This is a genomic window from Thiovibrio sp. JS02 (assembly GCF_053485635.1).
On record NZ_CM130715.1, the window covers coordinates 2,025,213 to 2,039,496 of the forward strand.

16 protein-coding genes are annotated in these 14,284 nt (G+C 59.4%); 8 read left to right on the forward strand and 8 right to left on the reverse strand.

The window, feature by feature from the left end; all coding sequences use genetic code 11:
- Positions 1–23: 23 nt before the first annotated feature.
- Positions 24–296 carry an HPr family phosphocarrier protein gene (locus ACUUL3_RS09340; RefSeq protein ID WP_448550714.1) on the reverse strand — a complete coding sequence of 91 codons (273 nt, stop codon included), beginning with the start codon at positions 294–296 and terminating at the stop codon, positions 24–26.
- Positions 297–425: 129 nt separating this feature from the next.
- On the opposite strand from ACUUL3_RS09340, the gene ACUUL3_RS09345 reads away from it, so the two are divergent.
- On the forward strand, positions 426–599 hold the full coding sequence (locus tag ACUUL3_RS09345) for a hypothetical protein (protein ID WP_448550716.1): 174 nt from the start codon (positions 426–428) through the stop codon (positions 597–599).
- A 39-nt stretch (positions 600–638) separates the two neighbouring features.
- Here the strand turns inward: ACUUL3_RS09345 and ACUUL3_RS09350 are convergent, their stop codons facing one another.
- The gene (locus tag ACUUL3_RS09350; RefSeq protein WP_448550718.1) at positions 639–1,013 is read right to left on the reverse strand and encodes a hypothetical protein; all 375 of its coding nucleotides are present in this window, start codon (positions 1,011–1,013) and stop codon (positions 639–641) included.
- 314 nt (positions 1,014–1,327) lie between these two features.
- Here ACUUL3_RS09350 and ACUUL3_RS09355 point away from each other — a divergent pair, with 314 nt between their 5' ends.
- From ACUUL3_RS09355 to ACUUL3_RS09370, 4 genes are all read left to right on the forward strand, one after another.
- On the forward strand, positions 1,328–1,888 hold the full coding sequence (locus ACUUL3_RS09355; protein WP_448550719.1) for an RNA polymerase sigma factor: 561 nt from the start codon (positions 1,328–1,330) through the stop codon (positions 1,886–1,888).
- Positions 1,889–1,901: 13 nt separating this feature from the next.
- Entirely contained in the window at positions 1,902–2,732 is an 831-nt protein-coding gene (locus tag ACUUL3_RS09360) for an anti-sigma factor family protein (protein WP_448550720.1), read from the forward strand.
- A gap of 405 nt (positions 2,733–3,137) precedes the next feature.
- The gene (locus tag ACUUL3_RS09365) at positions 3,138–4,601 is read left to right on the forward strand and encodes a DegQ family serine endoprotease (RefSeq protein WP_448550721.1); all 1,464 of its coding nucleotides are present in this window, start codon (positions 3,138–3,140) and stop codon (positions 4,599–4,601) included.
- Between the two features lie 22 nt (positions 4,602–4,623).
- Entirely contained in the window at positions 4,624–5,376 is a 753-nt protein-coding gene (locus ACUUL3_RS09370; RefSeq protein WP_448550723.1) for a hypothetical protein, read from the forward strand.
- A gap of 94 nt (positions 5,377–5,470) precedes the next feature.
- Here ACUUL3_RS09370 and ACUUL3_RS09375 read toward each other — a convergent pair whose 3' ends face one another.
- The 6 genes from ACUUL3_RS09375 to rpsT form a co-directional block, all read right to left on the reverse strand.
- Positions 5,471–6,121, reverse strand: a complete 651-nt coding sequence (locus ACUUL3_RS09375) for a phosphoribosylanthranilate isomerase (protein WP_448550725.1) — start codon at positions 6,119–6,121, stop codon at positions 5,471–5,473.
- A gap of 66 nt (positions 6,122–6,187) precedes the next feature.
- The gene (gene trpC / locus ACUUL3_RS09380; protein WP_448550726.1) at positions 6,188–6,952 is read right to left on the reverse strand and encodes an indole-3-glycerol phosphate synthase TrpC; all 765 of its coding nucleotides are present in this window, start codon (positions 6,950–6,952) and stop codon (positions 6,188–6,190) included.
- Positions 6,949–7,980 (reverse strand): anthranilate phosphoribosyltransferase, encoded by a 1,032-nt coding sequence (trpD, locus tag ACUUL3_RS09385; RefSeq protein WP_448550728.1) that lies wholly within the window; start codon positions 7,978–7,980, stop codon positions 6,949–6,951. The genes trpC and trpD overlap by 4 nt, the downstream gene beginning before the upstream one ends.
- On the reverse strand, positions 7,977–8,585 hold the full coding sequence (locus ACUUL3_RS09390) for an anthranilate synthase component II (RefSeq protein WP_448550730.1): 609 nt from the start codon (positions 8,583–8,585) through the stop codon (positions 7,977–7,979). The genes trpD and ACUUL3_RS09390 overlap by 4 nt, the downstream gene beginning before the upstream one ends.
- 49 nt (positions 8,586–8,634) lie before the next feature.
- Complete coding sequence (trpE, locus tag ACUUL3_RS09395) at positions 8,635–10,137, reverse strand: anthranilate synthase component I (protein ID WP_448550731.1); 1,503 nt, start codon at positions 10,135–10,137, stop codon at positions 8,635–8,637.
- Positions 10,138–10,347: 210 nt separating this feature from the next.
- Positions 10,348–10,623, reverse strand: a complete 276-nt coding sequence (rpsT, locus tag ACUUL3_RS09400) for a 30S ribosomal protein S20 (protein ID WP_448550733.1) — start codon at positions 10,621–10,623, stop codon at positions 10,348–10,350.
- 442 nt (positions 10,624–11,065) lie between these two features.
- Between rpsT and cdaA the strand changes: the two genes are divergently transcribed.
- The 3 genes from cdaA (at position 11,066) to glmM (ending at position 14,277) form a co-directional block, all read left to right on the forward strand.
- Entirely contained in the window at positions 11,066–11,860 is a 795-nt protein-coding gene (gene cdaA, locus ACUUL3_RS09405) for a diadenylate cyclase CdaA (RefSeq protein WP_448550735.1), read from the forward strand.
- Positions 11,842–12,807 (forward strand): CdaR family protein, encoded by a 966-nt coding sequence (locus tag ACUUL3_RS09410; RefSeq protein ID WP_448550736.1) that lies wholly within the window; start codon positions 11,842–11,844, stop codon positions 12,805–12,807. Before cdaA ends, ACUUL3_RS09410 begins: the two co-directional genes overlap by 19 nt.
- Positions 12,808–12,918: 111 nt before the next feature.
- Positions 12,919–14,277, forward strand: a complete 1,359-nt coding sequence (glmM, locus tag ACUUL3_RS09415) for a phosphoglucosamine mutase (protein WP_448550737.1) — start codon at positions 12,919–12,921, stop codon at positions 14,275–14,277.
- Positions 14,278–14,284: the final 7 nt, after the last annotated feature.

Consider the following 14,284-nt stretch of genomic DNA (forward strand, 5'->3'; position numbering starts at 1 on the left):
AACGTCTTATCCGGCCGAAGAAATCAATCCTCGCCGAACTTGTTCTCCACCAGATTGCCGAGGGCGGCAAGGGCCTCTTCGGCGTCCGCCCCCCGGGCCTTGATTTTAACGGGGGTCCCCTTGGTGCAGGCCATGGTCATCACATCGAGGATGCTTTTGCAGTCAACCTCCTCCCCGTCCCGGACCAGCCGGATCTCGGCCTGAAAGCAACGGGCCGCCTCAACCAGTTTCGCCGAAGCCCGGCCGTGCAGACCGCACTGATTGGCTATGGTGATTTTTTTCTCCGAAAAATTCATCGCCCCCGTTCCCCTTCGCGCCCTGCGCATAAAATAAGTCGCGCGCGCCGTCGCGCCGCACCTTTATTATTTAAGTTTCCCCTTAAACCAGCCGATCAGTATGGTAAAGGAAAACTCGAGGAATACGACATGCACGTCATCTGCTGTGTTTGCCAAAAAACAAAAAACCGGAACCACTGGGTCAGCAAGGCCACCCCCGCCGGGGCAAAGCTTTCCCACGGCTACTGCCCGCGCTGCTACCGGCAACTGCTGGAAAGGATGAACGATTTTTCCGCCAGACAGGAATACCGCAAGAGCGCCTGACCCCGCCCGGGCCTTCAAACAACCTTGCATGTTAACATGCTACTTGAGTAAGGTAAGGACAGGCCCTTTTTTCCTTTTCGTTTCTTCCTTGCCGCCGATTGCCTTCTTTTTCACTTTTTTTCCGCCAACCCCGAAGTCAATGGCCTTTACAAATCGCTCTTCCCCCCCCATGGTGAAGATCTCCTGGCCGGTGAACTGCGGTTCCCGCAGGGTCCAGGTGAACTTCTGGGGCGGGATGGAGAGAAGCTGCATGCCCACATGCCACCATTCGTCTTTTCTGGTTGTGTCCCGTTCGATCTCGGTGACAACGGCGTACATGAGGCTTTCGGCGACGAGGAGAACGATATCCCCCTCTCCGGTGGTATCCTTGAAGGTGAAAATATTTTTCAGATCCGCGACAATCTTTTCTATCATGCCTGTTCCGCCCCCGTTCATGCCCCGCCCCCGGGGCTGTTTTCTCTGTGCCACGCCTGGCAGAATACCATAGAGAATGACGCTCTTTCAACAGATGCCGCATGTGGGGCCAACAAAAGCCGCGCCACGCTTTCCAGTTGTTCTTTTCCTTCTTTTCCTGTTAAATCTGACAAGCCGTTCCTGTCTCCCCCCTTGCTCCCCGGAAAAGGTCGCAACATTCCCCCGATGAAATCGACAGGAACTTTTTCAAAAAACGATTGTCTTAACCACTAGAGGAACAAATTGCCCCAGGTCCTCCTGGCGCAAATCTCTCCATGCAACAGAGCGACACAACGGAACTGGTCCGCGCCTTGCGCCAGGGAGACAATCAGGCATTCAACCGCCTGGTGCTCCTCTACCAGAGCAAAATATACAACCTGGCCCTGGGATACGTAAAACAGCAGGACGAAGCAAAGGATCTCACCCAGGATATCTTCGTGACCGTCTTCCGGCAGATTGGCAAACTCAACGACGACAGCAAGTTCGTTGCCTGGCTCTACCAGCTTGCCACGAACCACTGCCGGAACCGCTATAAAAAACTGGTCCGCCGGGGGTTTTTCAGCAGTCTGCCCATTGATGATCCGGAAACAGGGGTCAATCTGAGCACCGGGGCGACACCGGAAAAAGACCTGGAACGGAACAACACCTCGCGGATGGTACGCAGGGCCATTGCCTCCCTGCCGCCGGCGGAAAAGGAAATAGTGCTCCTGCGCGACCTGCAGGGCCTTTCCTACGATGAAATCAGTGAAATCCTTGACATCCCCATGGGAACCGTCAAGTCCAAACTCAACCGGGCCAGACTGGCCCTGAAAGATCGCCTGAAAAATTTTTTTTAGAAACGGCCTGCCTATGCAATGCACGGAAATCCAAAACCTGTTCACCGACTATGCGGACAACAGCCTCGACCGGCAGGATCTGCTCCTGCTGAAAAACCATCTTGGCGAATGCGGATCCTGCGCCGGAGCGTGGCAGGAATTTCAACAGACCGTCCAGCTCGTGCAGGGGTTGGAGCCGGTCAACCCGCCGGCGGATCTGTTGCCCGGCATACACGCCAAGCTCAGCAGGCAGGGAATGCTGCCGCGGCTCTGGCAATTGCTGAAAAAAGCGAATTTTTCCATGTCCATCCCGGTGGCGGCGGCAACCTTCACCATCGCCATGATGGCCGGCTTTCTCGTGAAAAACAGCGTCGTCGAATCCCCGCAATCCCCGCCCTCCGCCCAGACCTATGCCGCCCGGTCCGGAGATGCGCCTGCCTCCCGTTCCGCCCGGCTGGTTCGTCCGGAACGGATGCTGGCCGTGGCCCACAGCGACCGCAGGCTGTACCAGCCCTCTTCCCTGACCGGCCAGATCAACGGGCTCCGCCCCGCGCCCACCGCCCTGGCGACCCACCTGGACGCCCATCGGAATGCCCGCCGCCTGCTTTCCCCTGATCTCGGCGTTCTGATAACCGACACGTCCGAACATGACCGCCTGCGCATGGTCGAAGCCATGCGCAATCATGCCTGGCAGGTGCACCAGATGGCGCCCGGCGTTCTCCTGATCCATCTGCCGCCCGCGGATCTCGGCCACTTTCAGGCCATCATGAGCCAATACCGTTTCGCCATGAGTCCGGCAGAGGCCGCGCAACCGGAGTTCGGCAGCGGGAAAAAAATGCTGACCGCGGCCATCCGCTTTCAATAAAAAATTTCTTCCGGCATTTTTTCAGGGAACATTTCCCGCCCCGGCACTGTCTAATAATTACGATGCGCATCTTCCGTAGCATCATTTCTTCCCAACCCCTTCTTCCCCAGAAGGGCCCTCTCGGGACCGCAGCGCACCCCCGCTGCTGCGGTCCTTTTTTTTAAAATAAGGAAACCCGCAACTTCCCATGCCGCGCACTGTCAGGAGTTCCGCGCCGGTCATCGCCGGGCCAAGCCAAGGGCATCTCTGCTTGACATCTTGAAAAGATGGCATACACAATGTGTTCATGTTGCTCGATTATGCACGGCGTTACCGACCTCCCTCTTATCGACCATTCAGACGGGAAACATCCCATTGAGACTCGCATACCGATTCCTTTTCATATCCTTACAAAGGAGCATGCCCATGATTTATAAACAAGCCACAGCACGATCCCCACAGCGCAGCATCCACTCCCTGCTCTTCGCCCTTCTCCTCGCCGGCGCCTGGGTAGCCGGCCTGCCAGGCCTTTCCGGCGCGGCCGGATCGGCGCCGGCAACCTTTGCCGACCTGGCGGAAAGACTTGGCCCGAGCGTGGTCAACATTTACACCACCCAGGTGGTCAAGGCCCCCCGCAATCCCCATGAGTTTTTCTTCAATCAGGACCAGGAAATGCCTGAGATGTTCCGCCGCTTTTTCGGCCTGCCCGCCCCGGATGGCACGGAACAGCCGCAGCGGGAAATGAAGCGGACCAGCCTCGGCTCCGGGGTGATCATCGGCAAGGACGGCTACATCATCACCAACAACCATGTGGTTGACAATGCGGATTCCATCAACGTCCGTCTCACCAGCTATGAGGAGTATGACGCCAAGATCATCGGCCGTGATCCGAAAACAGACATCGCCCTGATCAAGATCGAACCCAAGAGTGAACTGCCCGCCACCGAAATGGGTGATTCCGACACCCTGCGGGTTGGGGACTGGGTCATGGCCATCGGCAATCCCTTTGGCTTCGAACAGACGGTCACCGCCGGCATTGTCAGCGGCAAAGGGCGTTCTCTGGGCAGCGGACCCTACGAAAACTTCATCCAGACCGATGCCTCGATCAACCCCGGCAATTCCGGCGGTCCCCTCTATGACATGAACGGCAAAATGGTCGGCATCAACACCGCGATCTACAGCCGGAGCGGTGGCAACATCGGCATCGGCTTCGCCATCCCGGTGAACATGGCGAAAAACGTCGTCACCCAGCTGAAGGCGCACGGCTCGGTGGTGCGCGGCTGGCTTGGGGTCATGATCCAGCCCGTGACACCGGAACTTGCCGCCCAGTTCCACCTCGACCGGCCCATCGGCGCCCTGGTCGGGGAGGTCTCGCCGGGCAGCCCCGCTGAAAAAGCCGGCATCAAGCCTGGCGACGTCATCCTCGACTTCAACGGAAAAGAGATTACCCAGATGAGCATGCTGCCGAACCTCGTTGCCCAGACCGCGGTCGGCAACAAGGTGGACGTCACCCTGATCCGCAAGGGACAGAAGAAAAAAGTCGGGGTGGTCATCGCCAAGCTTGAGGAAGAACAGCTTGCCATGGAGCAGCCAAACAACGGCCTTGCCAGGGAGCTGGGCATGCAGGTGCAGGATCTCACCCCGGAAATCGCCGCCTCCCTTGGCATCGACGACAAATTCGGAGTGCTGATCACCAATGTGGAACCGGACTCCCCGGCGGCGGAGGCCGGTCTGCGCAAGGGCGATCTCCTCCTCGAAGTGAACCAGGAACCGGTCAAGGACGTGCAGAGCTTCCTGAAAAAAATGAAAGGCGTAAAAGAAAAGTCGGTAGTATCATTCTTTGTAAAACGTGATGGCCATACCCGCTTCTTTGGTCTGCGCCTGAACTGAACCTTTGCCCAGAGGAACGCATATGACACATACCCTGCATTTTTCCAAACGCCTGGGCTGGCTCGCCACCATGTTGAGCATTCTCGGCATGCTCGGTGGCTGCACCTATCAGGATCGGGTCGCCCCCTTGAATCTGCCGGATGCCAACAACGGCATCACCCTTGAGAACGGGCTGAAAATTTCCGCGCTGGCATTCACCGACGCAAACCGGGCCAAGGATTCCTTCGGGTTTGATGCGCGGGCCGCCGGCCTGCTCCCCGTCCAGGTCACCTTCCAGAACGACAGCCATGAACGGGTGATGGTCAACCCGACCCAGACCTTCCTGGTCGACCGCAACAACAAGGCCTGGCCGATTCTCACCCTGGAGAAGACATACCAGCGCACCTCCGGCCAGGTGGACATCGGCGAAACCGCCAAGGGAGCGGCCAAGCCCTCGCTGCTCATGGGCGCGGCCGGCGCCCTGGCCGGCCTGGCCGTCGGCGTAGCCACCGGCAATAATGTCGGCGAAGCCATGGGTACCGGCGCCGTCATCGGCGCAGCCGGCGGGGCCATGCTGGGTGGCGCCAAGAGTTACGCCACCACCGGCGAGAAGATCAAGGACGACCTTGCCGGAAAAACCCTGCAGAATGCCCCGATTCTCCCGCAGCAGATCGCCTATGGCGTCCTCTTCTTCCCCGGCATCAAGGGGGAAGAGGCTGACGGCGTAAAAGAACTGCGCCTCTCCATCACGGTGGGCGAAACACCCCAGGTGGTGAAGCTCGCCTTCCCGGACTAAGCGGAATATCGGGAAAACCCAAAAACCAAAAAGCCCCTGCCGCTTTTCCAGCGACAGGGGCTTTTTCCTTGTCAACAGACCGGAAAATCGCCGCTTATGCCTGAGACTGACGGCGCCTGTCCGCCGCCATCACCTGGGCGATGGCGGCGCGCACCTTGTCAAGATCCTTGCGGCCCGGCGCCAGCTCCACCCCGGAATTGAAATCAACGGCAAAGGGCTGCGCCTGCCGGATCGCCTCCCCGACATTCTCCGGGGTCAGACCGCCGGCCATGACCATGGGCGCCGGCAGCTCCATTTTTTCAAGAAGACTCCAGTCAAAGGTCTTCCCGGTCCCCCCGGCCATCTCCCCATGATACGTATCCAGCAGAAAAGCGGAGACTTCGCCGGCATAGGGCATGAACCCGGCCGGATCAAAGGATGGACCGATGCGAAAAGCCTTCAACACCCGGCAATTGATCTCGGCGCAATAAGCCGGCGACTCGGAACCATGCAACTGGACCTTGGTCAGGCCGCAGTACTGGACGATCTCATTGACTTCGGCTGCCTCCTGATCCACAAAAACGCCAACCGCATCCACAAAGGGCGGCAAGGTCTTGACAATCTTTCGCACCCTCTCCGGGTCGATATTTCGGGGGCTTTGCGCCACAAAGATAAAACCGACCGCATCCACCCCGGCCGCCACCACCTCGGCAACCTCCGTCATTTCCCTCATGCCGCATACCTTGATACGCGTCCGGGCGTTCATGCACCGCTCCTTACTTGAGTTAATCTTCACCGCGCCCGAAAAGATATTCGTCTCGGGCACATCCCGCTATTGCCCGCGCAGTTTCCGCAGAGCCTTTGCCTGGTCGGCGGCCCGCATCAGGGACTCGCCGATGAGGGCGGCTCGTACCCCGTGGGCGGCAAGTTTCCGCATGTCTTGACAATCGCGAATCCCGGATTCGCTCACCAGGGGAATCTCTTTCGGGATCAGCTTCTGCAACCGAAAGGTGGTGTTCAGGTCCATGGAAAAATCGCGCAGATCACGATTGTTGACCCCGATCAACCTGCTGCCGGCCGCCACCGCCTTTTCGGTTTCCGCCTCGTCATGCACCTCCACCAGCGCGTCCATGCCCAGTTCGCTGGCAAGCGCCAGAAACTCCTCGATCTGACTCTGCGACAAAATGGCGGCGATCAGGAGAATGGCGTCCGCGCCAAAGGCGCGCGCCTCACGGATCTGCATGGAATCGATGATGAAATCCTTGCGCAGTACCGGCAGGGGCACCGCCGCACGCACCAGAGGGATATAGGCGAGGGAGCCTTGGAAAAAATGCGCGTCGGTGAGCACCGACATGGCCTGGGCGCCGCCGGCCAGATAGTTTCTGGCAATGGCAACCGGATCAAAATCCGGCCGGATGACCCCCTTGGAGGGAGAAGCCTTTTTCGCCTCGGCAATGACGGCGACGCCCTGATACGCGGTCAGGGCCCGGATAAATCCGCGGGGCGGTTCCACCGTCATCCCGGGCTCCTCAATCCCCTTCGCCTTGAGGGCGGCGACCTCCTCTTTTTTCCGCGCCACAATCGTATCGAGAATCATGATTTTTTCACCGACTTACAGAAAGAGACCAGAGCATCGACCTTGGCCAGGGCAGCGCCGCTCGCCACCGCCTCCCGGGCCAGGGTGACGCCGGCGGCAAAATCCTCGCCGCGACCGGCGGCCATCAGGGCGGCGCCGGCGTTGAGCAGGACCATGTCAAGGCAGGGACCGGGATTACCGGCAAGAACCTTCCGCAGTTGGGCGGCGGCTTCTGGGGCGGTGACGCCGCCCCTGATATCGGCCAGGGTGGCGGTGGCCATGCCCAGCTCGGTGGGATGCACGCTGTAGGTGGTGAGCGAACCGTTTGCCCAGTCGGAGATCCTGGTGCTGCCGGTGACGGTTATCTCATCGAGATTTCCTTCCCCGCAGACCACCAGAGCCCTCCTGGATCCGAGCTTGCCCAGTACGCTGGCCAGGGTCTCGGTGAGGGAGGGGTCGAAGACCCCCATCACCTGCACATTGGCGCCGGCCGGGTTGGTCAGGGGTCCCAGGATGTTGAAGATAGTCCGGATGCCGATCTCCCGGCGCGGACCGATGGCATGTTTCATGGCGCCATGCAGGGCCGGGGCGAACATGAAGCCGATGCCCGTTTCCCGGATGCATCGGCCGATCTGCTCGGCGGTCAGCGTCAAATCGACGCCGAGTGCCTCAAGGACATCGGCGCTGCCGCAATGGCTGGAAACAGAACGGTTGCCGTGCTTGGCCACCGGCACGCCGGCGCCGGCCACGACAAAGGCGGCGGTGGTGGAAACATTGAAGGTGCCGGAGGCATCACCGCCGGTGCCGCAGGTATCGACCAGAACACGGTCGTCGGCAAAGGCGTGAACCTTGGTGGCCTTTGCCCGCATCACCCTGGCCGCGCCGGCTATTTCGGCGACCGTTTCCCCCTTGATCCGGAGGGCGGTGATGAAAGCGCCGATCTGGGCCTGGGTGGCGTTGCCGCTCATGATGGCATCCATGACCGCGACCATTTCCTCTTCGCTCAGGTGAACGCCGGTAACAATCTTGCCGATGGCCGCCTTGATCATCCCTGCATCTCCCGCCGTTGTTTTTTCAGAATTTCCGGATAGGCAGAATCAATGAAATTCTTGAGCAGGGTGATACCGGCCGGGGTCATGATCGATTCCGGATGGAACTGGACCCCCTCCACCGGCAGACTCCGGTGCCTGAGGCCCATGAGCTCGCCCTGGTCGGAGCGCGCCGAAACCATGAGACAGGAGGGCAAGTTCTCCTCGCTGACCACCAGGGAATGATAGCGCATGGCCTCGAAGGGATTGGGCAGGCCCGTGAAGACCCCGAAGCCGTCATGGCTGATGGGGCTGGTCTTGCCGTGCATGAGCCGGCCGGCCCGGACCGTTCTGCCGCCAAAGGCCTCGCCCAGCGACTGATGGCCGAGACAGACGCCCAGCACCGGAATCCGTTCGCTGAAATAACGGATCGCCTCGATGGAAATCCCGGCCTGGGCAGGATCGCAGGGCCCCGGCGAGATGAGGAGGCGGTCGGGCTTGAGCCCGGCGATAAAGGAGACGTCCACCTCATCGTTGCGGAATATCTTCATATCCGCCCCCAACCCGCCCAGGGTCTGGACGATGTTGTAGGTAAAGGAATCATAATTATCAATGATGACGATCATGCCAGTCCTCGTGGTTGAATGCAATGCGCCGCAAGCCCGGCCGCGGCGCTCAGAACTCTTTTTCCGCAAGCTCCACGGCGCGCCGCAGGCCCATGGATTTATTGATGGTCTCCTGGTATTCCAGGGCCGGCACGGAGTCGGCGACGATGCCGGCGCCGGCCTGGACCCAAAGGTCCTCGCCCTTCATGATAAAGGTGCGGATGGTGATGCAGAAATCCATATTCCCGGAAAAGCCGAAATAGCCGACCGAGCCGGCATAGGGTCCGCGCCGCTCGGGTTCGAGTTCCTCAATGATCTCCATGGCCCTGATCTTCGGGGCGCCGCTCACCGTACCCGCCGGAAAACAGGCACGCAGCACGTCGAACTGATCCTTGCCAGGCGCCAGGATGCCGTGTACCCCGGAAACAATGTGCATGACGTGGCTGTAACGTTCGATCACCAGGAGATCGCGGACCTCGACCGAGCCGTAGCGCGCCACCCGGCCGACATCGTTGCGGCCGAGATCGACCAGCATGAGATGTTCCGCCCGCTCCTTGGGATCGGCGAGCAGTTCCTTTTCAAGGGCCCGGTCCTCCTCTTCGCTCCTCCCGCGCTTTCTGGTGCCGGCAATGGGCCTGAGCTCGATATTCTCCTGCTCAAGGCGCACCAGGATCTCGGGGGAAGAGCCGATCTGCACCAGATCCCCAAGCTTGAGATAAAAGAGATAGGGGCTCGGGTTGATGTGACGCAGGGCCCGATAAAGTTTGAAGGGCGGCAGTTCGGTCTTGCTGTGGAACCGCTGGGACAGCACGACCTGGATGATATCGCCGGCCCGGATGTACTCCTTGGCGGCAAGAACCATCCTGGCAAAGGCCTCCTCGCTCATGTTGGAGCTGAAGGCGTGGGTCGAGGGCGTCTGCTTTCCGGAAACGCCGACATAGTCGGTGGGCAGCGGTTTTTTCAGACGGCAGATGATTTCCTCCACCTCGGCTTTCGCTTTTTCGTAGAGAGTGGCGGTCTCTTCCCTGCCGGCGGTCTCGACCAGATTCACCACGGTGAGGGTCTGGCGCAGATTGTCGTAGATAAGAACGATCCGCGGCACCATGAAGGCGCTGTCAGGAAAATGGGGCAGCGGCGGATTCACCTCCGGCAGCCGCTCCATGAAACGGACCATGTCGTAGCCCAGAAAGCCGACGGCGCCACCGAAGAATCGGGGCAAAAGATCGGGATCACAGGCCATGGAGGCGTTGCAGGCGTTGAAGGAGGCAAGCAATGCCTTCAAGGCGGCCAGGGGATCTCCCTGCTGTTTTTCCACCTTGCCCCCACGTGCGATGCTGATCTCCTGGCCACGGCTTTCAAAGGTCACCAGGGGATCAAGACCGATGAAGGAGTAACGTCCCCACTTTTCCCCGCCCTCCAGGCTTTCGAAAAGAAAGGCATGGGATTCTTCGCCTGCCACCTTGGCAAAGATGGTCAGGGGAGTATCGAGATCGGCAACTATTTCCCGATATACCGGGATCAGGCCGGCATCGATGGCCAGTTGGGCAAACTCTTGCGGGGAAGGACGGAGCATGTCGGTTCCTCATCTCAAAAAAAAAGCCATGGAGACTCAGGCGTCCCATGGCTTCGGTTTAGCAATCACGGTGAAACATCTTGTCGGAAGAACATGCAAAGCCCTGCGCCAGGCAGGGGAAGCAACGACCGGAAGACTCCTCGGACAAACGGCGCTCTGCTCCGTTGCCTGAAAATTGCCGCAGGGCTTTGGCCGCTGCAGCGGGAGCGCTTATTGCATGCTGCTTACCAAGGCGTTCACCCGCTTGGTCAAACGAGACACGCTGCGGGAAGCATTCTTCTTGTGAATGGCGCCTTTCACCGCGGTTTTCTCGATAACCGGGATGGCGGCCTTCAATGCGGCCTGGGCCTGTTCGGCGGAATTCTGGGCAATGGCCTCAAGAACATTCTTGATAACGGTCTTCATTCTGCTCTTGTTGGCCCGGTTGCGAAGACGGCGCAACTGGTTTTGGCGATTCCTCTTCAATGCTGATTTATGGTTAGCCAATTCTCAACTCCTATCTTTCTGAAGGTAATCTTGCTGCGAAACGAAAACATGCTGCAACTGGGCAGCCTCTTATCCACAATCAAAAAACCGTAATCGTCAATCCATGCGATTACGGTGGATTTTCGCCTCCCGTCGACGCGATACCGAAGGGAAATGCTGGAAAATTTTGTGATCATAAAACAAATCCCTGACCATGTCAAGCAACAAGTGGCCAACCATTTTCCCCTTTTTCTTTTTCCCGGCTCCGCCGATTTTTTTGCCATCGATCCTCCGCGGAAACGAAGAGGCAAAATCCAGCAATCTGCCCAATTTTTTTCAAAATTTTTCACATGCCCCTTGCCCAAACGGCTGTTTTTCGTTTAATTTGTAAGAGATGCAATCACCCTCCTCTTCGTTGATTTTTTTTTAACGGGGCTTCTCTGCCCCCGGGACCGCGGCATACATGTTTGATATCGTACAGTCACTCCGCTGGCAGGACATCATCGATATAATGATCGTTTCGTTCATTATCTATCGGATCATGCTCCTCATTCGGGGGACCCGGGCGGTCCAGATGCTGGCCGGCATCGTCGTCCTCATCGTGGTCTACTTCGGGGCCCGCGAATTCGAATTCCTCACCCTTTACTGGCTGCTGGGCACCTTCTTAAGCTCCATCTTCCTCATCGTCATCATCATCTTCCAGCGCGACATCCGGCGCGCCCTGACCCAGGTGGGGCAAACGCCATTCTCCAAGACCGACGCCGACACCATCCATGCCCTGGTGGAAATCGTCAAGGCGGCCCAGTACATGGCTCACCGCAAGATCGGCGGCCTCATCGTCATCGAACGGGAAACCGGCCTCAAGGATTACATCGAGTCCGGCCACCACCTTGATGCCGTGGTGAGCAGGCAGCTGCTGATCAGCATCTTTCAGACCACTTCACCGTTGCACGACGGCGCGGTGGTCATTCGCGACGGCCGTGTTCTTTCGGCCGGCGCCCTGCTGCCCCTGACCAAAAACCCATACATCAGCAAACAGCTCGGCACCCGGCACCGGGCCGCCATCGGCCTCTCCGAGGAGACCGATGCCGTGATCGTCGTCATTTCGGAGGAAACCCAGAAAATATCCCTGGTCCAGCATGGGGCCATGACCACGGACCTTGACGAAAACGCGTTACGGAGCCGCCTGGACGCGATCTTCGTCACCAAGGAATACTCGACACCGCATCTATGGAAAAATTGGTTAAACAGATCATAGGACGCACCCCTTCGCCGAATTTCCTCAACTGGCCGAACAACTGGGTTCTCAAGCTCATCTCCCTGTTCTTCGCCATCTTTCTCTGGTATTTCGTGGTCGGCGAAGACAAGGTGGACACCAACGTCTTCATCCCCGTGGAGATCGTCAACCTGCCCAGGGAGCTGGTCATCTCGAACCAGTTCAAGAAACAGCTCGAGGTGACGATCAGCGGTCCCCGGGGGCTGATCAACGGCATCAACCGGCAGCACATCTCCCGCACCATCAATCTTTCCAAGGCCGCCCCCGGAACCACCGTGATCCGGAACGACCCCGAATCGATCCACTTTCCCCGCGGCATCAATGTGCTGCGCATCCAGCCGACCCACATCACCCTGCTCATCGACGAACTGGTGGAAAAAGACCTGCCCATCGAAGCGAAAACCGTCGGGACCCCGGCAAGCGGGTTCGAGCTTGCGGCCGTCCACTTCGAACCGAAGTTCATCAAGCTTGCCGGCCCGAAAACCGTGGTGGGCGAAGAGAAGCTCTTGAGAACCAAGGCCATTGACATCAACGGCTTAAAGAGCCCGGTGACCACCCAGGTCGCCCTTGAACTGCCGCAGGAAATTTTGGATCTGATCGGCGAAACCGTGGTCACCGCCGACGTGGTGATCAAGGAAAAAACCCTGGAGAAAAAGATCTCCGACCTGCCGGTTCAGGCCGTTGACGGCCCGACCCACCAGCGCCGCATCGAAATCCGGCCGCAGACCGTAAGCGCCCGGATCATCCTGCCGCTGAGCAGGATCACCGATCAACCGGAAAGCCTGGTCGAGGTCCGGATCCAGACGGAACAGCTCCCGGCCGGCACCCATAAAGTCCCGCTGGAGGCGGTGGCCTCGGAGCCGGTGAGGATCATTGAGACCATCCCCTCCACGGTCACCGTGGAGATCGGCGGGAAAAAGAAGCAATGATCATCCCCTTTTCCGGAATCCCCTGCCGTCCCGCCGGCACCAGCGCCGAACGACCCGGCGACGCACTGCCTGCATGTCCGCACCTTTACTCATAAGCCAGGAACAGAGACGATGAGAAGATTATTTGGAACCGACGGAGTTCGGGGGGTGGCGAACAACTATCCCATGACCACGGAAATCGCCATGCAGATCGGCCGCGGCATAGCCTTTCTGGTCAAGGACATGAAACACGACCACCGGATCGTCATCGGCAAGGACACCCGCCTTTCCGGCTACATGATCGAAAACGCCCTGGCGGCAGGCATCTGTTCCATGGGGGTCAATGTGCTTCTGGTCGGCCCACTGCCCACGCCGGGCATCGCCTTTATCACCACCAGCATGCGGGCGGACGCCGGCGTGGTGATCTCCGCCTCGCACAACCCCTTTCAGGACAACGGCATCAAAATCTTCTCCCGGGACGGCTTCAAGCTGCCCGACGAACAGGAACTCGAAATCGAGGATCTGATCTTTTCCCAGAAGATGGCGGCCCTGCGCCCGGTCGCCGAAGAGGTGGGCCGCGCAGCCCGCATCGATGACGCCCGGGGCCGCTATATCGTCTTCCTGAAGAACACCTTCCCCAAGGAATATACCCTGGACGGCTTTCATCTCGTCCTTGACTGTGCGCACGGGGCCACCTACGGCGTCGCCCCCCATGTCTTCGAGGAACTGGGCGCAACCGTCACCTGCCTGGGCGTTGAGCCGGACGGCACGAACATCAACAGGGATTGCGGGGCCCTGCACCCGGAGCACATGGCCACAAAGGTCAGGGAGCTGGGCGCCGACCTCGGCATCGCCCTGGACGGCGACGGCGACCGGGTCATCGTTGCCGACGAGAAGGGCAACATCGTGGATGGCGACCACATCATGGCCATCTGCGCCGCTGATCTCATGGCCAGGAAGAAACTGCGAAAAAAAACCCTGGTGGCCACGGTGATGAGCAATCTCGGCCTGGAGGTGGCCATGCAGAAACTGGGCGGCGCCATGGTGCGCACCCAGGTCGGCGACCGTTACGTGGTGGAAGCGATGCGCCAGCGCGGCTACAACTTCGGCGGGGAACAATCCGGCCATCTGGTGTTCATGGAACACAATACCACCGGCGACGGAATCCTGGCCGCCCTGCAGCTGCTGGCGGTGATGATCAAAAAGGGCAAGCCCCTCTCCGAACTGGCCACCATCATGGAAAGCTTCCCCCAGGTTCTGAAAAATGTCCGCACCGCCGAAAAAATCAACGTGAGCCGGGTGCCGGGCTTCGGCAGGAAGGTGAGCGAGATGGAAAAGGCCCTGGGCCAGGACGGCCGCATCCTGGTCCGCCCCTCCGGCACCGAGCCGGTTATCCGGGTGATGGTGGAGGGCAAGGATGCCGGGCTCATCGACCGCCTGGCCGACGAACTCTGCGAGATGATCCGCAAGGCCGACGCCTCGGAAGGCTGAACGGAGC

What these genes read in the sequence shown, in the direction of transcription:
- ACUUL3_RS09340 (WP_448550714.1), bottom strand. Translation starts at nt 296, where the DNA reads ATGAATTTTTCGGAGAAAAAAATCACCATAGCCAATCAGTGCGGTCTG.
- ACUUL3_RS09345 (WP_448550716.1), top strand. Translation starts at nt 426, where the DNA reads ATGCACGTCATCTGCTGTGTTTGCCAAAAAACAAAAAACCGGAACCAC.
- ACUUL3_RS09350 (WP_448550718.1), bottom strand. Translation starts at nt 1,013, where the DNA reads ATGATAGAAAAGATTGTCGCGGATCTGAAAAATATTTTCACCTTCAAG.
- ACUUL3_RS09355 (WP_448550719.1), top strand. Translation starts at nt 1,328, where the DNA reads ATGCAACAGAGCGACACAACGGAACTGGTCCGCGCCTTGCGCCAGGGA.
- ACUUL3_RS09360 (WP_448550720.1), top strand. Translation starts at nt 1,902, where the DNA reads ATGCAATGCACGGAAATCCAAAACCTGTTCACCGACTATGCGGACAAC.
- ACUUL3_RS09365 (WP_448550721.1), top strand. Translation starts at nt 3,138, where the DNA reads ATGATTTATAAACAAGCCACAGCACGATCCCCACAGCGCAGCATCCAC.
- ACUUL3_RS09370 (WP_448550723.1), top strand. Translation starts at nt 4,624, where the DNA reads ATGACACATACCCTGCATTTTTCCAAACGCCTGGGCTGGCTCGCCACC.
- ACUUL3_RS09375 (WP_448550725.1), bottom strand. Translation starts at nt 6,121, where the DNA reads ATGAACGCCCGGACGCGTATCAAGGTATGCGGCATGAGGGAAATGACG.
- trpC (WP_448550726.1), bottom strand. Translation starts at nt 6,952, where the DNA reads ATGATTCTCGATACGATTGTGGCGCGGAAAAAAGAGGAGGTCGCCGCC.
- trpD (WP_448550728.1), bottom strand. Translation starts at nt 7,980, where the DNA reads ATGATCAAGGCGGCCATCGGCAAGATTGTTACCGGCGTTCACCTGAGC.
- ACUUL3_RS09390 (WP_448550730.1), bottom strand. Translation starts at nt 8,585, where the DNA reads ATGATCGTCATCATTGATAATTATGATTCCTTTACCTACAACATCGTC.
- trpE (WP_448550731.1), bottom strand. Translation starts at nt 10,137, where the DNA reads ATGCTCCGTCCTTCCCCGCAAGAGTTTGCCCAACTGGCCATCGATGCC.
- cdaA (WP_448550735.1), top strand. Translation starts at nt 11,066, where the DNA reads ATGTTTGATATCGTACAGTCACTCCGCTGGCAGGACATCATCGATATA.
- glmM (WP_448550737.1), top strand. Translation starts at nt 12,919, where the DNA reads ATGAGAAGATTATTTGGAACCGACGGAGTTCGGGGGGTGGCGAACAAC.